Genomic DNA, 17,878 nt, shown 5'->3' with positions numbered 1-17,878 from the left:
TTATCTGACAACTAGTTTGTTAGTGATTATTTCTCTATTCCTTGCTGTTTTTGGCACGTCGTTTGCAGTGTAAGTAGGTGTTGGGGAGACAAACAAGTTTCCCTCTATGAATATGATGATGAAGTTTAGAATTTAGAATAAGTGTAAGTATCTATCTCCCGATATTGTTTTCTAATATGTATTAGATTAGCAAAAACTTATCGATTGATAAAAGCCGTTCCGCCTGAGAAGGTAGAACGGCTTCTTTTATTTTATAGTTGCAGGGAGTTGGATAACTTTTCAAGCCATGCAGGCAGCATGTTCAGGTGGTTGATGCGCTCTTCTATATAAGAAGGGGCGAACAGGTTTATTTGTAAATCCTTGCATTTCTCCCGCAGGTTGTCTTCTACCGGATAATAACTGGCTAAAACGGCTAAAGAAATATCTCCGCCATATGTTTCGCGCACCGCATCAATCTTATAAATATCATTTTGGGTGACTTGTCCTGATTTACATTCGATAAAGATTAGTTTCTGTTGGTTGTTCAGCAGTACATCTACTTCATTCTTTGTCCTTGGATTGTTTCCCTCTGTCTGAAACAGGACGCTTTGCCATACCTCTGGGCTGTTGGGACGTTTTTGGCTCCATGATCTGACTTTGTGTGCTACCAGTGTTTCCCACCAGCGTCCTTTGAAAAACAACATGCAGGCGTTCGGTGTCATTAGCCTGAGCAACACACGGTTCTGTTGGGCAACAAGAAAAGTACCTTGCCTCTGTTTGAAACGCAGTCCGTTTTTGAAAACACGTGATGCCGGAAGGCGTGACAGTTCCCTGTTACAGAAGATGTTGAAGAACATCTGTATCATGGTATGCTCTTTCGGATATTGTTCGATGAACTGTTTGATCAGGCCGGAAGCCTGCACGTCGGTATTACTCAAGTGTTTGGCGTCCTGATATTCTGTCAGGATATTTCCGCTCAGTCCCAGTATCTCCTTGTTATCCAGTTGGCTTTTCATCGGGTATTTCTCAAAGCTGTCCAGTCGGATCAGTTCGCCCAATTGTGACAGGTAAAAGGCTGGGACGCTGTATTCTTTTGCGATGGTGAAAGCTGCGAATGCCATTACTTTGGTACCTTCCGACAGGTTGTAGGCAAATTCGGCGGAAGGATACGTTTGGTGTATTTTGCGGCAAACGTTACGGACATGTTCTCCGTCGTATGGTTCGGTCCGGTATAATGTCCGGCGGATGCCGTCGGGAAGGAGCGGAAATAGGGGAGCTGCCACCTCTTTTGTCTCATTCGTGCAAAGCAAATGCACATGGTCGGGCCCGAATTCTTTGATTCCGTGATAAACGGAGGTTATATCTTTGCCAAGTAATATGATCTGATGTTTCATGTTTTAAATCATGTATTAATTAAGGTTCTAAATGTAGTATTAATTTCGATATAATTCATATCTTCGTTGCCTAATCAATCGCTGTATATATAGCAAATGGAAATTTTTATTATTATCGGCCTTATCTTGTTGAACGGTATTTTGTCTATGTCTGAAATTGCTCTGGTGTCTGCCCGCAAGGCCCGGCTGGAACTGGATGCAAAAAGAGGTAATAAATCAGCGCAAACAGCTTTGAAGCTGGCTGGAGAACCCGACCGGTTTTTATCAACTATCCAGATCGGAATTACGCTAATCGGCATCCTGACCGGTTTGTATTCAGGAGAGGCGTTTGCTTATAACCTGGCAGAAGTGGTACGTCATGTGCCTGTGCTGGAGCCTTATGCACTGGGAGTATCTAAAACAATAATCGTTATAATTGTGACTTATCTGACCTTGATTATGGGTGAACTTGTTCCGAAGCGTATCGGTATGGGGTATGCCGAACGGGTTTCTATGTTGGTCGCTAAGCCGATGTACTTTTTATCGAAGCTGGCTTTGCCTTTTGTCTGGTTATTGTCGAAGAGCACTTCCCTTGTTATAAAAATTACCGGAATTAAAGCAAACGAAGAAAATAAAGTAACGGAAGAGGAGATCAAGGCGATTGTCAAAGAAGGCTTTGACGGAGGTGAAGTGCAGGAAGTGGAACAGGATATCGTAGAACGTGTGTTCAACCTGGGAGACCGTAATGTCGGTTCGATCATGACACACCGGAGCGATCTGGTATGGCTGGATGTCACCGACAGCATTGAGAAAATCCGTGAAAAGGTACAGGAAAACCTGTTTAATATATATCCGGTAGCATCCGAGAAGTTTGATAATATCAAAGGTGTTGTTTATCTGAAAGACCTGTTCGGCCGGATTGACGAACCTGACTTTTCGTTGGAAGAGGTAATACGTCCCGCCCAATACCTTCCCGAGAACCAGAGTGTGTATAATGCTTTGGAGCAGTTTAAGGAAGCACGTGTTAAATATGGTATTGTTACGGATGAATTTGGAGGAATCCAGGGAATTGTTACCCTGAAAGATATTATGGAAGGGCTGATCGGACAGGTTCCGGAAGTGGGAGAGGAGGCCGAGATCGTGCAGCGTGCCGATGGCTCCTGGTTGGTTGACGGACAGTATAACTTCTATGATTTTCTGGAGTATTTCGATATGGAAGATCTGTATGCCGAACACGATTATAATACGTTGAGTGGTCTGATCCTGGAAATTCTTGAACGCGTTCCGAAGACCGGTGAGACGCTGACCTGGCTGACCTTTGAATTTGAAATCGTAGATATGGACGGTGCACGTATCGACAAGGTGCTGGTGAAGAAGATCGATTGAAAATCTTTAATAAAGGTTTATTGTGGAAGGATTTATTCTTATATAGACCAACTAGATTATTCAGGAATAAATCAAATCAAAAGAATCAATTATAACAGTCAAAGATTTTGCCTTTCTAAGATTGGATTCTTTCTCATACTCGGATAATAGAATGATGTATATGATTGTTGGGACTATAAACCAATCCCAAGTGAGTCGATGGCAGATGCTACGGAAAGATCTATCGGCAAACGAATTTGTTTTGTTTTTGACAATAAAGTTATCACAGACCCGAAGGTAAATGCACGGATAGAAAGTGGTGCTTTCTCTATCTTTACTTATGCGAAGCAGGTTTGAAAAGCACCCTTCTTTTGTAATCAAAATAAGGGACTTTTGTATTCAAAACATATATGTTTATTAAGAAATCTAAGTGATTGATTTTATCTTTTTGAAAATCAAAAAGTAAGGGCTAATTTCAAAGGTAACAGGTAACACATTAGTAGCAAAAGTCTTGCTGCATATTGCGTTTCTCTGCATAATTTCAAATATCTCTATCACAAAGATAGTCAATATTTTCGGGTGCAACAAATCAATCGAAAACTTTTAATTAAGGGCCGGCATTATTTGCTGGTCCTTTTTTTTTGCAGAAAATTCGAAGGCATATCGATACTTTTTAAAATCTAAAGACAACTTCCAATCCTGCCGCATTTTATTCGGGCAAACAAAAAAAATAAAAGAAATAGGTATTGATAATAAGTGTATTACAGATAAAAAATAGGGCTGGCGGTATCCGTCAGCCCTATTTTTACATTTCCTTTTTCCCAAACTTTGCGGCAGAAAGAAGGATAAATGACGAACGAAAAAGAACAAAAGATGGAAGCAGGAAATGAAGACATCGAAATGCTGAAAGCATTAATCCAGAAGAGCTTCTCCGAGCAGCGGGAGCTCATCACCCGGCTGGAAACGGCACTGGATGCCATGACCAGCTTTAATGGCAAACAGATGCTGGACAGCCGTGACATGCGCCTGCAGCTGAAAGTCTGTGACCGGACCCTCATCCGCTGGCGTAACTCGGGCAAGCTGCCTTATTTCAAGCTGAGCGGCAAGATATACTTCTGGGCTTCCGATGTATACCGGTTCCTCCGTGAGGAATACAGGGACGAAAGTCCGGACATCAGAAATAACAAACCCGTAAAAAAATCATAGAAGATGGAAAATCAAAGTAAAGTCATCATGATCGAGCGCAACAAGTTTGCGTCTCTTGTCAAGGCGCATCGCAAATGCCTGCAGATGCTGAGTATCCTGGCCTATGCCTGCGCGACGAAGGAAGTGCAGCTAACCTTCACATTGGAAGAAATCTGCGAACTGCTGCAGATAAGCCGTGAGGAAGTGGAAAGACAAAGACAGAAAGGCTACATCCGTTTCGTCCACCGGAACGGTATGACAGTCTATGAAATCACCGACATCCTCCGGCTCAAGAACATGCTTGAGATGGGGGGCGTCTACCGGAAGATAGACGAGAAAGCCTTCATTCTGGAAGTGGCGGAGAAAGAAAAAAAAGAAACGGAACCTTCAATCAGATAATAAATATGAGACAGCTGGTACACGCCTCGCTTTTCAGCGGGTTTGGTGCGGCAGATCTTGCCGCCGAATGAATGGGATGGCGCAACGCCTTCCACTGTGAGATAGATGAGTTTTGTAACCGAATTTTAAATTACTGGTTCAGCCATGCAAAAAGTTATACGGATATTACAACTACGGATTTTCGGGGATGAAGGGGACGGATCGACATCCTCACGGGAGGTTTTCCATGCCAGCCCTTTTCCGTTGCCGGCCGGCGAAAGGGTGCGGAGGACAGCCGTTACCTCTGGCCTCACATGCTCCGTGCCATTCACGAGATCCGGCCCGGTTGGATTGTTGGTGAGAACGTTGGTGGCATCCTCCAGGTGGTACAGCCCGGCAAGGCGGCTCACGTGGGATGTCAGCCCTCTCTGTTCGGAGAGGATCAGCCTGTATACCGTAAGCGGGAGGAATACGTCGTCGAGACCATCTGCCGTGATCTTGAGCGTGAAGGATATACCGTCCAGCCGCTGCTTATTCCGGCTTGTGCCGTCGGTGCCCCGCACAGAAGGGACCGTGTATGGTTTGTTGCCCACGCCGATAGCCTCGGACTTCAAGGTAAGGGGACCCGGAAGCCAACAGAAGGGCCTGCCGGAGATCATCCGCGAGATGCTGCTGCCCACCCCGACAGCAACGGAGATCCACCACTGGCAACGGGTGGAACGTTGGAAACGTCAGGGGCGCACCTCCATGCACGAGACGGAAGACGGGGAGAAGAATCCCAACGGCCTGACGGACTTCCTTGACTTCCACGGGCTGCTCCCGACCTTGGAGCACATTGGGAGGAAGGGGAAGAACCCGCGGCAGGGCGGCCTTCCCGATTCCTTTGCCCAAACTGGGAGGAGTTTCCAACTCAATCCCCTGTTTGTGGCCGAGATGATGGGGTTCCCCACGAGCTGGACGGTATTACCTTTTCTTCCTGGCGGCAGCAGTCCGTCAAGGGATACGGGAACGCCATCGTCCCCCAGGTAATCCATGAGATATTCAAAGCGATAGAATCAACCTATAAACAGTAAACGACATGCGCACGTTAGTCATAACAGAACATCCCGAGTTCGGCAAGGTCCGGACCGTGGAAGCCGGAGGCAGGGTCTGGTTTTGCGCCAGGGACGTGGCCTCGGCATTGGGATACGCCAATCCCAAGGATGCCGTCAACCGGCATTGCAGGCCGAAGGGGGTATGCGTCCACGACCTCCTGACGGCAGGCGGCCGACAGAAAGTGAAGTTCATCGACGAGGGGAACCTGTACCGCCTGATGGCCTGTAGCCGCCTGCCCTCGGCCGAGAGGTTCGAAAGCTGGATCTTCGACGAGCTGGTCCCCCGCACGCTCAAGGAGGGCGGCTATCTGCTGGGAAAAGAGGGGGAAACGGACGCGGAACTGCTCTCGCGGACCCTGCAACTGGCGGAGGCCAAGCTGAGAGAGCGTGACCGGTACATATCCGGACTGGAAAAGGAAAACGCGCTGAACGCCCTTAAATTGAGCCTGCAGGCCCCGAAAGTACGTTATTTCGACGAGGTGCTCCACTCTCCAAGCACTTACACGGTCACGCAGATCGCCAAGGAGTTGGGCATGAGCGGCAGGGAGCTGAACCGGAGGCTGAAGGCTCTCGGTATCCAGTTCCGCCAAGGCGGAACCTGGCTGCTTACCGCACGTTATCAGAAGGAAGGATACACACGGACCCATACGCACAGCTGGCAGAGCCGCTGCGGGGAAACCGGTACGGCCATGCATACGGTGTGGACCGAGAAGGGCCGTCTGTTCATCCACTGCCTCTTCAGCAGCCTGTCTCTCTTTTAACCTTTCGCCGCTGGCGGCAACAAAAAAAGGGCTGTTCCCCGTTATTTGGGAGAACAGCCCTTGAAATCTCCGTCCCGGACCTGGTTTATTTATCAAGGCATGTCTACCGAATGGTCCGCTCCCCTGATGGAGCTGTAGTCCCCCCGGATCACTTTCCGCATTGACTTCAGGATATACTTGCACGTGCACGTATATCGGAAAAGCCGAAGCCCAGCCAGCCGTCACTGAAATGCGCTTTTATACATTGGGTATTCCTGATATACCCCATATAATACATCTTGTCACCGCCGACCTCCCTTGCTTCCACTTGCACCTCGTAATATTCGCCTTCGTGCTCCACGCAGGCTTCCCACAGGCAGGTTTCCGTGTCTGCTTCCGGGTAAGACTCCCAACGTCTTACGCTATGCTCCACAATCCTCATGTCCAGTTGTTTTTATTTCACAAAGTAAAGCGGCCATCCTGACCTTTCATAATGATATAACTCTCATTATCCATAACTTAACTTTATTTTTCTTTATTCCCGTACTCATCCGGGAACGGGAAGGCTATAGTTTTGGCCCCCTCCGGTTTTCCTTTTCCTTGAGTGTCCGGGTATCCCGCCGCGTCTCCTGCTGCCGTAGCGTGTCGGCAAGTATCCGGATGAAATGCCCGTAATCCTCCACGAGCTGCTGGACGCATTCGAGCCGCAGCGTGTGTGCCATGTTCGCCATCGGGCTTGTACTGCGGGCGGCGATGTCCTGCCTGAGCAACGTGTCCAGGCAGACATTCTGCCTCTTTTTCAGATACTCCAACACTTTTTCCGGACTGCCCGATTCCCTTGCCTTCTTTCTCAAGTCCCTGAAACATTTGTACAGGTAATACTCCTTGTACGCCTCTTCCGCGTGTGACTCGAAAAAGGAGAGGTAATCCTCACCGGCTTTTGCCGCCTTGTTCTGGATCTTTTCGTCCAGGAGTTCCATTTTCTCATTCAGCCGGTCCATAAACCGGACCATGCCTGGGTTCTGTCTTTCCATACCTTATCGTTTTAATCCGTTCGTCCTATGTTTTACGGGTTGTCTGTTTTCCTTTTTCACGTCCTCTTCCGGCTGTCCGAGGGAAAGGATACGCGAGAACTCCATGCAATCTTTCAGCACCTGCCGCGAGCATTCCAGCGACAGCGCGCGGCAGGTGTCCGCCATCGGGTGGGTGCCGCTTCCCGCCGGCGTTCCGCCCGTCAGCCTTTCCCTGTGGTACATGGCGATATCCCCGAAATACCTCTTCAGATCCTCCACGTCATCCGTCCTGCTGACTTTATTACGTAACAGGCGGTAATGCCCGCGCAGTAGCTCCCCCTTGTACAGGTACGCGGCTTTCCACTCAAAGAAACGGCAGTAGTCCGTAGAGGCGGACTCCAACCCCTCGCGCATGACATTCTCGACGGCTGCGATCTTGTTGTCCAGCAATTTCCGTAGTTTGCGGACGCTCCAGTTTTCCTGCCTCATATACGTTACATCTTTAATCCGTCCGGCCTCTTTCTTTCAGGGGCCTTCTTCGTTTTTATCTCCTTCTGGGGAGCCTTCATGGACAGAAGCCGTTCGAAGCCAGCATAATCCTTGACCAGTCCCTGCATACATTCCAGCCGGTAGGTATGTGCCAGATTGAAAATATCGTCCGTGCTACGCCTGCGGATACTCCCGCTGACCAGCTCCTTCAGGCATTCCTCCCGTTTATGCTGTATATATCCATGCACCTCCCCGGGAGCTTCCGCCACCCTGATTACCTGCCGGAGTTCCCCGTATTGCTTTACCATGAAATGGGACTTGAACAGCTCCTCCCCGTTCCACGCAAAATGATAAAGGTAATCCCGGTCCAGTTTATCCCGGTTCTCCTTTATATTTTTTTCCTCGTTCCGTATCCGCATGTCCAGATACTCGGCAAGCTGCTCCATGCCGTATTTTTCCTGTTCCGTCATATTCTATAATACTTTTTTTTCCACTGTCACGATCGTATCATTATGCCACCCGCCGTGGGCGACCAATAGAATCTCTATGATTTCAAAACCGTATTTCTTGCCTATTCCACCAGAGTTCCATCCGCAGGTGATTACAATGCCTCCTTTTTTTACAATTCGACCGATGGCCTCTTTCTGCCTGCTTCAGTATGAAGCCTGGGTGGTTTGCATATTGACCGTGATCCCTAACGCTTTATAACATTCCGCAACTTGCCGTGGAGAATAAGGAGGATCATATAGAACCGTATCCACACTATCCGGTTTAAATAAATTCAGGAAATCCGTGGCATCCATATGAAAATCAGTATCATACTGGGGATCAATATCATTCGTTACGTTCGCAAGCCTGTTCCCGGCCGCAAACGGATCTATGGTATAGCCGTTTGCGTATTTTTGAATGAGTTCCCGAATAGGCTTGATACTGAATGTACGACTGTTGGGCATTTGCCAAACTCTCCTAATCAACATATGGTTCCTTATTTTTAACGATGTTGGTTATATCTTTATCCTCGATGGAGAACGGGATGTCCAGTGTCCGTTCCACGCCGAAGTTGTCCACCGCCACGAAGCGGATCCCGGGATTGTCCCCACCCGTGTTCCGGTAAAAGAGGGTGAACACCTGGCGGCGGATGTCCGTCGTGTCCAGCCCTGCGATGCCGGAGAGCTCCGTCAGCTCGCGGTTCACCAGTCTGGTGCCGTCCGCGGCGAACACCTCACCGTCACCCTCCAGCTGTATGTATCCGATGCGGTAACGGGCCTCGCGATAATCCCCCTCGCGGTTAAGCGTCAGACGGATCTCCACCGTCTCATCCGGCTCAATACCTTCTTGCAGGTACCAGGAAGAGAGCGAGAAGTCGTATGCCTGCCGCACCTCCAGACGGTCGTCGCAGCCGGCAAGGGTGCACGCCAGCAGGGCCAGCGCGCATCCCATGATGAATGTTCCTAATTTCATTGTTTCCAGTTCTTAAAAGATTAATCGATGATATATTTCAGTCCGACGGCCACTACCGTATGGAAATGTCCTACGGACGATCCGAAGAAGACACGCTGCCGGACATTGAAAAGAAAAGCCCAGCGGTCGGTCAGGTACGCCTCCATCTCGAATGCCGGGGCGAAGCCGTAGATGAAGGCCCCCTTGTGCAGCAGGGTCGCCCCGTCATAAAGGAGCCTGCCATTCCGGTTTATCCTCTCATAACCGGCCAGCGCGGACAGGCCGGCGGAGAGGAACACGTTCCTGCCCCTGTCCGAGAGGAACGGGAAGAGACAGCCCGCCTCCGCGGTGAACTGCTCCTTGGGAACCGCTATTTTCTTATAGGCGTAATGCTTCTTCACATAATCCGCCCCGAATACCCAGCGCGAGCGGTTGCGGTTGTAACGGCTCAGGGCCAGTCCGATCTGGAAATTCCCCCTCAGGTGCCTTACGTTCCTTCCGAAGTCATCCACGCCGCCCAGCCTCAGTTCAAGCCCCGTCTGCCCGGCAGGTAGCGTTGGGCGGAAACCTTGCCCGCCAAAGAGGACAGGAAGGCGCACATCATTATTATAAACAGATATTTCCTCATAGAATTACTCCTTTATCAGTTCGTCCACCAGTCCGGCGTCCACCAGGTCGCTGTTCTCGATATGGAACCGCTGGTGGCGTCCGCCGCCTTTTTCGTAAATCTCCACCTCGATGAGCTTGTCATCGGGGATGACCACCTTGTGGAAAGCATAGACGATGCGTCCTTTCCCCTTGCCCTCTATGCGCCTCAGCTCGTTGAGCGCGCGCACCGGCTCGATGTAGGTCTCCTGCTGTGCCGTTCGCTTGGCCACTTTCTTGTCCACCACCTTGAAGCGCACGAAGTCAATGTCGAAGGGCACATGCGAGGAGTTGGCCAATGAGATGTGGAGGAACAGCAGGTCCTTATGCACATAGATGCCCTTGAGCAGGGCCTGCATCCCGAACTGGCGGCAACCGATATGCTTCACGTCCCTGCGGTCCAGACGGTGTACGGTGTACATCAGGCTGGCGATGACCGAAGGGTCCTCCTCGCCGAGCTCGGTCACACGGACGGCGCTTCCCTCAGTGGAGGATTCTGTCGGAAACCGGCTGTCCATATTGATGTTCAACGCTTCCGGCTCCTCCTCGTAGGAGACGAGGAACGAATAGAACGATCCGTCGCCCGTGATGACCGAGAAGTTCGTCTCGCCGGGGAAATCCCGGACGGCCGCCTTTACGCGCACCACGTTCTCCACGCCGTCCGCCTTGCCCGCGATGATGTCCGTGCTGCCCAGGTCGACATAGCGGACCTCCGAGGGGAAAAGGATATGAACCGTCTTGCTGAAGGGCACGCCGATCCTGTAGGGCGTGATGTGCTGGCCGGCGGTCAGGATCCTGACTCCGCCCTCCGGCTTGCGCTCCTGCGCCCGGCAGGTCATCCCCGCCAGCGCAGCCATGATTAAAAGAATGAATGTTCTCATCTTGAATGATTGCTTAAAAATTACAGTTAAACCTTGTTATTGCTTTTTTGTGACCAGTAACACCTTGTACCCGGCCTTCAGCTTTACCTTGACCGCCTTGACCCGCTGCGAGATGAACCGTGTCCCGCCTTGCAGGACACCCCGCGTGAGGTCCATCGCCACCTGCTGCCCGGCGGAACCGGCGAAGGAGATGCTGCCTCCCATGCTCTGGCTCACGTCCCCCAATACTTCCTTGGCGGCCGTCCGGCTTTCCGATCCCGGCACGAAGATGCCCCGCTGCCCGTCAATGTCATATGTGGCCAGTTCTACCGGGATGATATTCCCGGCATATTCGATGCTGCTTACCAGGATGTCCAGACGTTCCCCCCGGATGTCGGCCGTACCGGTCACCAGGCTGTTGGCCGGCACAGTGACACTTCCGGCCTGCAGGGGCTCGAGCAGGCGCAGCTTCACCCGTCCTCCCTGCTCGAGGGTCTGATTCTCGGAGATGCAGGCCGGGATGGTGTTCATCCCCATCCGGTAGCTGCTGCCCACCGCCGTGTTGAAACCGTAGTTCCTCTCCACGGCCAGTGAGGCGACAAACGCGGAATCCGTCAGCGGCTGCTCCAGGGCGGAGGTCGTTCCGCTCTCCGCCCGGCTGACGGGGACAGGCTCCGGCTTTTCTTCCTCCTTCGCCTCGCCGGGCGAGCCTTCCGGGTTGGGGGTCAGGTACCTGGCGGCCATCCGGTAGGACTGTTCCATCATCCGCTCGCGGGATTCCGCTCGCCGGTTTTCCGCTTCTGCCTCTTCCAGCCGGCGGTTCAGCTCATCCACCTTCTGTTCCAGGCCGCCGGCCGTTTCCTGCGGTGTCTCGTAGAAACTTTCCAGCTGCTCCGTGATCTTCTCGTAAGTGTCCGCCGACTGCCGTATGCTGCCGTTTGGAGCGGTGACGCTGTCCGTTTGCCCCTTACCTTCCAACAACCTTCCGGCAAGGTCGGAAAGCGACTGCATCCGTCTGTCTTTCTCGCGACGGGCCTGCTGTCTTTCATAAACGTCCGTTTTATTCCCTTCCAGTTGGACCGCTGCCGGGTCCGGTACGTTCACGTTGAATCCGGAACCGCCCGCCACCGTTTCCCCGCTGTCACCGGAAGGGGCGAATATTCAGTAGAGGACAGCAAGGAATACCAGCACGAAGACCGGTATGACGATGTATTTCCTGCGGCGCAGGATTTCCTCCCCGCTAAGCCGCTTTTCCGTTCTTGTCCCTTCGGAGGGGACGGAACCGGCTTCCGCCGGCCGTGTGCCTTCCGGGGCTTCCCCGGCGGGCACGTGTCCTTCTTCCATGTTACTTTTCCTGTTTTCCATTCTGCTGGGGTTGTTTAATGGTCCGGTAAATACTTGTTACTTGTCCTTTCAGGGGATCGGGCAGCCTGCGCAGGGTATCCGTGAGGCTGCCTTCCTCGAAGGGAAGCTCCATGCGCTCCCTTGCCGGTGTCAGCCGGCCGGCGGCGCGCAGCAGGACGATACCCGATGCGACGCAGGTGAAGGCCAGCATCGCCACGAGGATGCCCCGTCTCTGTTTCTCGGAAAGGCCGTCCAGATATGCCTTCAACCTTTCCCTTGCCGTTGATTTTATATCCATTTTCCAGATATTATTGAATGATTGATTACTGCGGGACACCGTTACCTTTCCACGGTACGCAGGTCCCTGTTTTCCAGAATCTCGAAATGCTCCGCAAGGAACCCTTGCGGGTTGTTGTCCGAGCGGACCGTGCTCTGCAGGCGGCAGCGTGTCACCAGGGAGCGTTCGGTGATGTTGCTCCCCCGGATGATCATCTGCCTGGCATAGGTGGTGACGCGGTAGGGATAGCTGTCGAAATCGCAACTCATGCTGTCCACCACCACCGTCTGGTTGACGTTCCCGCTGATGAGCCGGTTATAGAACCCTTTCTCGTTCCAGTCCCGGTAATACCCGTACAGGCTCTTGTCGGCCAGGTACATCGCCCGGTTTATGTTCGACTCGATGGCCGCCTTGTCGGGGGCCAGCGTGAAGAACAGCTCGTGCAGGCGGCGCACGTGCTCCCTCGCTTCCACCGGGCGGTTGCGCGCGGCGTCCTGCGAGAGGGCCATGATGAGCGACTTCCCCTCGTCCAGCACGTAGATCTTCTCCCGCTGCTCCTCGGCGAACCGGTAGGACTTCCAGACGGAGAAAACGCTCAGGAGGGTACAGGAGGCGAGGAAGACGAGGCTGAACAGGCGGATCTGCCTGAACGAGGACTCGATGTTTTTTAAGCTCTTGAATTCCATGTCTTGAAATGAATGAATGTTATTATTCAGTCGTTTTTACTTTTTCAGCAGCACTCCGGCCACGTTGCCCGTGGATGCCCCGGCTACGGCCCCGCCCACGTTGGCGGCCTTGCTTGCCGTGTTGTTCATGTTCCGGTTGTACGCCCCCATGCCTCCGGCCTGTACCACCCAGTTCGCCACGGTAGGGACGCAGAAATATCCCACCAGCCCTATGAGCATGAACACCAGATAGATGGCTGTCGATCCGTCCGGGGAGAAGACGCTCAGGGATCCCGGATCATTCCCATCTCGCTTTGCAGCACCAGCGTCTGTATCCTGGCGAGCATCACCCCCAGCAGGTCGGAGATGGGCAGCCAGAGATATACGCTGATATACCGTGCCAGCCACTGGACGAGCGTGCCCTGGAAACCGTCGAAGACCGAGATAGCGAAGGCTATAGGCCCCAGCACGGAGAGGACGATGAGAAAGAAGGTGCGGATCGTGTCCACCACCAGCGAGGCGGCGCGGAAAAGGAACTCCATCACCTTGCGCATGATGGTCTGCACGATGCTTTGCAGGGAGAAGGAGTAACAGGTGTGGGACATCCGCTGCATCACCGCGTAGTCCTCCCCGTTCCAGCCCATGTCGGCGATCTCCTTCTCCAGCTCCTCGTCCGTGGGATTGAACTCCCCGGTCACGGCCACCTTCAGGGGCATCTCGGAGAGCAGCCTGTCCTTTTCCTCCTGGAACTTCCTCACGTCGAAGGTCTGGTCGTGGAGCATGGCACCCGTTCCCTGCACGACGGGGCTCAGGATACCGTTCAGGCTCCCCAGCACGATCACGTCAAAGAACAGGATGCAGATGCCCAGACAGAAGGGGCGCAGCATGCCGAACACGTCCACCGGCTCGGCACGCGAGAGGGACTGCCACACGCGGTAGGCTATGTAGAAGAGCGCGCCCAGGGCGGCGATGGCCGTGGCCAGCGTCATCATCGGCTGGCAGAGTTCGGTCATCTCGTCATACAGCCGGCGCAGGATACCGTGCAGGCTGTCGAAAGATAGGGATAGTAATACCATATAGTCTGTATCTTTTTAAAGGTTTACCAATAGCGTTCGTTCTCCCCGTAAAGTTTCAGGACCTGCTCGGTCTCGCCCTTCTCCCTGGCCCGCAGGTAGGAGACGCGCAGGTTCTTTCGGGTATAGTAGTTCACCAGCGTCCTGTAATGTCTCATCTCGCGGTACACCCTTTCTATGAGGTCCAGCCGTTCCTTGTCGGTCATGGACATGCCGGTGGGGTTGATGATGTCCTTCAGCCCGGCCACGGACGCGCTGCTTTTCTTCATGATGTTGTTGTAGCCGAAGGCGATGGCCTCCAGCTCCCGCTGCGTGTAGTTCCCGTCGGTGAGCATCTTCCCGTAGTTCGTCACATAGCTCTCCGAGATTTCCGAGAGCATCAGCACGGACTCCTTGACCTTCAGGCTCCCGCTCACCAGCGAGTTCACGCTCTTGAGCATGTCGTAGTATTTCCGGCTTTGCTCATAGATCTTCGAGGCCTCCTTGAAGGTGGACATGGCGTTCTGCGCCGTCTCGGAGGTCTCCACCATCTCGTTGACGCTGTTCACGATTCCCTGCGCCAGATTGCCCGGGTCGGTCACCACCCATTGCGCGTGCATGGCCGGTACGGTAAGTAAAAAGGCGCACAATGCGCTGAAAATTTTTCGTCTCATTGAATCGTTCTTTTAAATGTTTTACAAAGATTATTTCCTGCCGCTGTTCTTTTCGGCGGCCAGTACCCGTATGGCCTGTTCCATGCTGCCGGTCTTTGCCGCCATCCGTTCCACTTCCAGCTTCTCGCCCTCCTCCGTCGTGTAGGTAAGGTACTCGGCCGTGGAGGTCTCCGTGGCATAGACAGCCGACTGCACGCCTCCCAGTCCAATTCATACCTCCTTGTACCGGCGTGAGGGGTCGTTGGCACGGTTGATGGAGAGGATCTGCGAGCATTCCTTGTCGGTCAGTCCTAAAAGGGTCTGTATCCGTTCGAACTTGTTAAGGTACTTCCTCTGGTCCAGCAGGATCTTGCAGTCCGAGTTGTTGATGATGGCCTCCTTCACGATCGGGGACGAGATGATGTCGTCCACCTCCTGCGTCACCACCACCGCCTCCCCGAAATACTTTCTGACAGTCTTGAAAAGGTACAAAATGTAGGCGGCCATATTGGGGGACATCAGTGATTTCCAGGCCTCTTCCAGCAGGATGACCTTGCGGATACCTTTTAAGCGGCGCATCTTGGAGATGAACGTCTCCATGATGATGAGCGTCACCACCGGAAGCAGCACCTTGTTCGATGATATGTTGTCCAGCTCGAAGACGATGAACCGCTTGTGGGTCAGGTCGATCTCCTTGTCCGAGTTCAGAAGGAAGTCATAGTCCCCTCCCTTGTAGAACGGCTCCAGCACGTTCAGGAACCCGTCGATGTCAAAGTCCTTCTCACGCACCCTCTTTTTCTCCATCATCCGGCGGTAGTCGTCACGGACAAACTCGTAGAACCCGTTGAAGTTCGGCCGGAGCTCCGGGTTTTCCGTAATCCTGCGGATATAGGCGTTCACCGCGCCGGAAAGGGCGACCTCCTCGGAGCGTTTCGGCAGCTCGTCCTCCCGCTTCCAGAGCGTCAGGATCAGCGTCTTGATGCTCTCCCTCTTTTCCACGTCGAACTGCCGGTCCTCGCTGTAGAAGGGATTGAAGGTGAACGGGCGGTCCTCCTCATACGTTATGTAGATCCCGTCCTCCCCGCGGGTGCGCTCATGGATAAGCCGGCACAGCCCCTTGTAGCTGTTTCCCGTGTCCACCAGCAGGATGTGCGCGCCCTGCTCGTAATAGTTGCGCACGAGATGGTTGGTGAAGAAGGACTTGCCGCTGCCCGAAGGTCCCAGGATGAATTTGTTGCGGTTGGTCGTGATGCCCCGCCTCATCGGCTCGTCCGAGATGTCCAGGTGCAGCGGCCTGCCGCTGAGCCGGTCCGCCATCTTGATGCCGAATGGCGAGGGAGAGGAGGCGTAGTTCGTCTCCCCGATGAAGAGGCAGGCCGCCTGCTCAATGAACGTATGGAAAGACTCCTCAGCCGGAAAATCCCCCTCGCCGCCGGGAATGGCAGCCCAGTAGAGGGTCGGCGCGTCCACGGTATTGTACCGGGGCTTGCAGCCCATCTGTGCCAGTGCCGAACCGGTGTCGTTCTTGACATTCCTCAGTCTTTCCCGGCTGTCCGCCCAGGACATGATGTTGCAGTGGCAGCGTACGGGGATCAGGCCGAAGGAATGCGCCTCGTTCAGGTATTCCTCGATCCACTGGCGGTTGATCTGGTTGGCGCGGCTGTAGCGTGAGAGGGACTGCATGTTCCGAGCCGTCTTCTCAAGACGCTGAAGGGTGTCGGCCGGATCGTCCATGAACACGTACTGGTTATAGATATGGTTATGGGAAAGCATCAGCCCCACGGGGGCGGCAAAGGAGAGGCGGCAGTCGCTGCGGTCGGTGGAATACTTCTCGAACCGCCCGTCCGTCCGCACCGCTGCGGGCAGGTCGTCCGCGTCGGAAAGCGTATGCACCGAGAGGATCTCGTCCCCGATACGCATCTCCGCGGGGGAAAGGCTGATGTCTTTCAGTGTGGTGGTGTTCTCCTGCGAGAGGGAGAAATACTTCTCGATGATGCCGGCCTTCTTTCCGGTACCGACAATCTCGTCCGTCGTGAGGCGTTCAAGCCCCACCAGCCCTGAATCGCCCATGATGCGTTCGAACTGGTCCACGCTCTCCATGAACCGGACCACCGCCTCCCTGTCCCTGACCTCCCGGGGAATGATGGCCCCCCGGCAAAGGATGGAGAAGTTGCTCTGCTGCAGGCTTCTTTCGCGGGTAGTCCGGGTAATGAACAGGTAGGCGTAATGGTTCAGGAAGGGACGCTCGTTGAAATGCAGCTCGAAGCTGCGGTCCAGGAATCCCATGTCGTCCCGGCCAGTTACGGCCCTGTATTTTTCCTCCAGGAACCAGTCCTGTCGGTGGACGACTGTGTAACAGGGCAGCACCTTTATGGCTTTCACCCACGCCCCGTGCATGGCGGCGTACTCCGCCGAGGTGAGGGTGAACAGCTCCGGCAGGCGTACCTTGAAGCCGACGGTCACGTCCGCATCCTTGGAGAGGATGCATCCCCTTTCGACCGAGAGGACCGGGAACTTACTTTCCAGTGTTGCCGCTTTCAGGATGTTTCTCATGACTGCTTCGTTTAAAGAGTGAAATGATACGTTTACGATTGATAATATGGAAGGGGCGGCACTTTGCCGCGGCCAGTTTCATCAGTCCGTGGGGACCGTACTTCCTGCCCAGGCGGAAGACCGTGAGGACCAGGGTCGAGGCCGAGACTGTCCCGAAAAGGATGCAGAACCACCGGTTCACCCCGGCCATGTACAGGATGACGAACACGAGGAAGACGGAGAGCAGGCCTCCGGCAAGGATATAGAGATACTGCGCCTGCAGCCCGCTGAATTCCACGCCCCGGTCGGCCCCTTTGTTCACTTTATGTTCCATGACCGCCGGATTACAGGAAGAACGCCCTCAGGACGGTGGCGGCCACGATCAGGAACACGCAGGCTCCGAACCAGCTGCCGGCAACTTTACCCGTATCGGGATCGCCTGACGAGAACTTTGAATACACTTTTATGGCTCCGATAAGCCCGCAGAGCGCACCGGCCGCATAGATCAGCTTGGTGGCGGGATCAAAGTACGAGGTCACCATCTGCGTGGCCTGTACCAGCCCGGCGGACCCGTCACCGACGGCGAACGCGGGGGCTGTTCATGTGGCCAGTCATGCCAGCAGGAAGACCGTTTTTGCCGGTATGCGCCCGATAAGGGATACAAATACGTCCGTCACTTTGCCCACAATGTCATCAATTTAAGAAAAAATACCCTTAAAACGAAAAAAGCCATTGGAAATATCAAAGAAAGAATTACTTTAAAGTTACCACACAACAAGTAATCCATGATCTAT

General features: G+C 53.4%; 21 protein-coding genes and 3 pseudogenes. 6 read left to right on the top strand and 18 right to left on the bottom strand.

From position 1 onward, the window contains the following. Positions 1–251: 251 nt before the first annotated feature. Positions 252–1,373, bottom strand: a complete 1,122-nt coding sequence (locus tag DXA15_RS14825; RefSeq protein WP_128134521.1) for a DUF1887 family CARF protein — start codon at positions 1,371–1,373, stop codon at positions 252–254. Between the two features lie 96 nt (positions 1,374–1,469). On the opposite strand from DXA15_RS14825, the gene DXA15_RS14820 reads away from it, so the two are divergent. The 6 genes from DXA15_RS14820 to DXA15_RS14795 all read left to right on the top strand — a co-directional run bounded on the left by DXA15_RS14820 (position 1,470) and on the right by DXA15_RS14795 (position 6,135). After that, positions 1,470–2,738, top strand: coding sequence for a hemolysin family protein (locus tag DXA15_RS14820; protein ID WP_007653132.1), 1,269 nt, complete (start codon positions 1,470–1,472; stop codon positions 2,736–2,738). A gap of 198 nt (positions 2,739–2,936) precedes the next feature. Beyond that, positions 2,937–3,074: a hypothetical protein gene (locus DXA15_RS26595; protein WP_233567295.1), complete on the top strand. Its 138-nt coding sequence runs from the start codon at positions 2,937–2,939 to the stop codon at positions 3,072–3,074. 516 nt (positions 3,075–3,590) lie between these two features. Next, positions 3,591–3,923 (top strand): helix-turn-helix domain-containing protein, encoded by a 333-nt coding sequence (locus tag DXA15_RS14810; protein WP_075965337.1) that lies wholly within the window; start codon positions 3,591–3,593, stop codon positions 3,921–3,923. Positions 3,924–3,926: 3 nt separating this feature from the next. Beyond that, positions 3,927–4,301, top strand: coding sequence for a hypothetical protein (locus tag DXA15_RS14805; RefSeq protein ID WP_008766487.1), 375 nt, complete (start codon positions 3,927–3,929; stop codon positions 4,299–4,301). Positions 4,302–4,501: 200 nt separating this feature from the next. Continuing rightward, positions 4,502–5,083, top strand: a complete 582-nt coding sequence (locus DXA15_RS26590; protein ID WP_309296715.1) for a DNA cytosine methyltransferase — start codon at positions 4,502–4,504, stop codon at positions 5,081–5,083. A 275-nt stretch (positions 5,084–5,358) separates the two neighbouring features. Next, the gene (locus DXA15_RS14795) at positions 5,359–6,135 is read left to right on the top strand and encodes a phage antirepressor KilAC domain-containing protein (RefSeq protein ID WP_128134520.1); all 777 of its coding nucleotides are present in this window, start codon (positions 5,359–5,361) and stop codon (positions 6,133–6,135) included. Positions 6,136–6,301: 166 nt separating this feature from the next. Here DXA15_RS14795 and DXA15_RS14790 read toward each other — a convergent pair whose 3' ends face one another. The 17 genes and pseudogenes from DXA15_RS14790 to DXA15_RS14705 form a co-directional block, all read right to left on the bottom strand. Then, positions 6,302–6,556, bottom strand: coding sequence for a hypothetical protein (locus tag DXA15_RS14790; RefSeq protein ID WP_128134519.1), 255 nt, complete (start codon positions 6,554–6,556; stop codon positions 6,302–6,304). A 124-nt stretch (positions 6,557–6,680) separates the two neighbouring features. Continuing rightward, positions 6,681–7,148: a hypothetical protein gene (locus tag DXA15_RS14785; protein ID WP_128134518.1), complete on the bottom strand. Its 468-nt coding sequence runs from the start codon at positions 7,146–7,148 to the stop codon at positions 6,681–6,683. Positions 7,149–7,151: 3 nt separating this feature from the next. Further along, positions 7,152–7,616: a hypothetical protein gene (locus tag DXA15_RS14780; protein WP_128134517.1), complete on the bottom strand. Its 465-nt coding sequence runs from the start codon at positions 7,614–7,616 to the stop codon at positions 7,152–7,154. A 5-nt stretch (positions 7,617–7,621) separates the two neighbouring features. After that, a complete protein-coding gene (locus DXA15_RS14775; protein WP_128134516.1) occupies positions 7,622–8,086 on the bottom strand; it encodes a hypothetical protein in 465 nt (154 codons plus the stop codon). A gap of 183 nt (positions 8,087–8,269) precedes the next feature. Continuing rightward, positions 8,270–8,593, bottom strand: a complete 324-nt coding sequence (locus DXA15_RS25540; RefSeq protein WP_199676325.1) for a hypothetical protein — start codon at positions 8,591–8,593, stop codon at positions 8,270–8,272. After that, on the bottom strand, positions 8,583–9,077 hold the full coding sequence (locus DXA15_RS14765; protein ID WP_128134515.1) for a TraQ conjugal transfer family protein: 495 nt from the start codon (positions 9,075–9,077) through the stop codon (positions 8,583–8,585). The genes DXA15_RS25540 and DXA15_RS14765 overlap by 11 nt, the downstream gene beginning before the upstream one ends. 20 nt (positions 9,078–9,097) lie before the next feature. Next, a pseudogene (locus DXA15_RS14760) lies at positions 9,098–9,684 on the bottom strand (conjugal transfer protein TraO). A gap of 4 nt (positions 9,685–9,688) precedes the next feature. Continuing rightward, the gene (gene traN, locus DXA15_RS14755; protein ID WP_128134514.1) at positions 9,689–10,582 is read right to left on the bottom strand and encodes a conjugative transposon protein TraN; all 894 of its coding nucleotides are present in this window, start codon (positions 10,580–10,582) and stop codon (positions 9,689–9,691) included. 36 nt (positions 10,583–10,618) lie between these two features. Beyond that, complete coding sequence (gene traM, locus DXA15_RS14750; protein WP_128134513.1) at positions 10,619–11,722, bottom strand: conjugative transposon protein TraM; 1,104 nt, start codon at positions 11,720–11,722, stop codon at positions 10,619–10,621. After that, complete coding sequence (locus tag DXA15_RS14745; protein ID WP_233567293.1) at positions 11,723–11,905, bottom strand: hypothetical protein; 183 nt, start codon at positions 11,903–11,905, stop codon at positions 11,723–11,725. A gap of 1 nt (position 11,906) precedes the next feature. Continuing rightward, positions 11,907–12,203 carry a hypothetical protein gene (locus DXA15_RS14740; protein ID WP_128134511.1) on the bottom strand — a complete coding sequence of 99 codons (297 nt, stop codon included), beginning with the start codon at positions 12,201–12,203 and terminating at the stop codon, positions 11,907–11,909. Between the two features lie 41 nt (positions 12,204–12,244). After that, a complete protein-coding gene (gene traK, locus DXA15_RS14735; RefSeq protein ID WP_128134510.1) occupies positions 12,245–12,868 on the bottom strand; it encodes a conjugative transposon protein TraK in 624 nt (207 codons plus the stop codon). 36 nt (positions 12,869–12,904) lie between these two features. Beyond that, positions 12,905–13,923 (bottom strand): annotated as a pseudogene (traJ, locus tag DXA15_RS14730) (conjugative transposon protein TraJ). A gap of 23 nt (positions 13,924–13,946) precedes the next feature. Further along, positions 13,947–14,573, bottom strand: coding sequence for a DUF4141 domain-containing protein (locus DXA15_RS14725; protein ID WP_075964281.1), 627 nt, complete (start codon positions 14,571–14,573; stop codon positions 13,947–13,949). A gap of 30 nt (positions 14,574–14,603) precedes the next feature. Then, positions 14,604–17,105 (bottom strand): annotated as a pseudogene (locus DXA15_RS14715) (TraG family conjugative transposon ATPase). Next, complete coding sequence (locus tag DXA15_RS14710; protein ID WP_128134508.1) at positions 17,068–17,418, bottom strand: DUF4133 domain-containing protein; 351 nt, start codon at positions 17,416–17,418, stop codon at positions 17,068–17,070. Before DXA15_RS14710 ends, DXA15_RS14715 begins: the two are co-directional and overlap by 38 nt. A gap of 10 nt (positions 17,419–17,428) precedes the next feature. Continuing rightward, positions 17,429–17,644, bottom strand: a complete 216-nt coding sequence (locus DXA15_RS14705; protein ID WP_085938935.1) for a DUF4134 domain-containing protein — start codon at positions 17,642–17,644, stop codon at positions 17,429–17,431. Positions 17,645–17,878: the final 234 nt, after the last annotated feature.

This window comes from Parabacteroides sp. AM58-2XD, from assembly GCF_003463685.1.
Taxonomy (GTDB): Bacteria; Bacteroidota; Bacteroidia; order Bacteroidales; family Tannerellaceae; genus Parabacteroides; species Parabacteroides segnis.
Note: the sequence above shows the minus strand (reverse complement) of the source record. Positions and strands in the feature narration are given on the sequence as shown.

Coding starts and splice junctions, on each gene's coding strand:
- DXA15_RS14825 (WP_128134521.1), bottom strand. CDS start 1,373: ATGAAACATCAGATCATATTACTTGGCAAAGATATAACCTCCGTTTAT.
- DXA15_RS14820 (WP_007653132.1), top strand. CDS start 1,470: ATGGAAATTTTTATTATTATCGGCCTTATCTTGTTGAACGGTATTTTG.
- DXA15_RS26595 (WP_233567295.1), top strand. CDS start 2,937: ATGGCAGATGCTACGGAAAGATCTATCGGCAAACGAATTTGTTTTGTT.
- DXA15_RS14810 (WP_075965337.1), top strand. CDS start 3,591: ATGGAAGCAGGAAATGAAGACATCGAAATGCTGAAAGCATTAATCCAG.
- DXA15_RS14805 (WP_008766487.1), top strand. CDS start 3,927: ATGGAAAATCAAAGTAAAGTCATCATGATCGAGCGCAACAAGTTTGCG.
- DXA15_RS14795 (WP_128134520.1), top strand. CDS start 5,359: ATGCGCACGTTAGTCATAACAGAACATCCCGAGTTCGGCAAGGTCCGG.
- DXA15_RS14790 (WP_128134519.1), bottom strand. CDS start 6,556: ATGAGGATTGTGGAGCATAGCGTAAGACGTTGGGAGTCTTACCCGGAA.
- DXA15_RS14785 (WP_128134518.1), bottom strand. CDS start 7,148: ATGGAAAGACAGAACCCAGGCATGGTCCGGTTTATGGACCGGCTGAAT.
- DXA15_RS14780 (WP_128134517.1), bottom strand. CDS start 7,616: ATGAGGCAGGAAAACTGGAGCGTCCGCAAACTACGGAAATTGCTGGAC.
- DXA15_RS14775 (WP_128134516.1), bottom strand. CDS start 8,086: ATGACGGAACAGGAAAAATACGGCATGGAGCAGCTTGCCGAGTATCTG.
- DXA15_RS25540 (WP_199676325.1), bottom strand. CDS start 8,593: ATGTTGATTAGGAGAGTTTGGCAAATGCCCAACAGTCGTACATTCAGT.
- DXA15_RS14765 (WP_128134515.1), bottom strand. CDS start 9,077: ATGAAATTAGGAACATTCATCATGGGATGCGCGCTGGCCCTGCTGGCG.
- traN (WP_128134514.1), bottom strand. CDS start 10,582: ATGAGAACATTCATTCTTTTAATCATGGCTGCGCTGGCGGGGATGACC.
- DXA15_RS14745 (WP_233567293.1), bottom strand. CDS start 11,905: ATGGAAGAAGGACACGTGCCCGCCGGGGAAGCCCCGGAAGGCACACGG.
- DXA15_RS14740 (WP_128134511.1), bottom strand. CDS start 12,203: ATGGATATAAAATCAACGGCAAGGGAAAGGTTGAAGGCATATCTGGAC.
- traK (WP_128134510.1), bottom strand. CDS start 12,868: ATGGAATTCAAGAGCTTAAAAAACATCGAGTCCTCGTTCAGGCAGATC.
- DXA15_RS14725 (WP_075964281.1), bottom strand. CDS start 14,573: ATGAGACGAAAAATTTTCAGCGCATTGTGCGCCTTTTTACTTACCGTA.
- DXA15_RS14710 (WP_128134508.1), bottom strand. CDS start 17,418: ATGGAACATAAAGTGAACAAAGGGGCCGACCGGGGCGTGGAATTCAGC.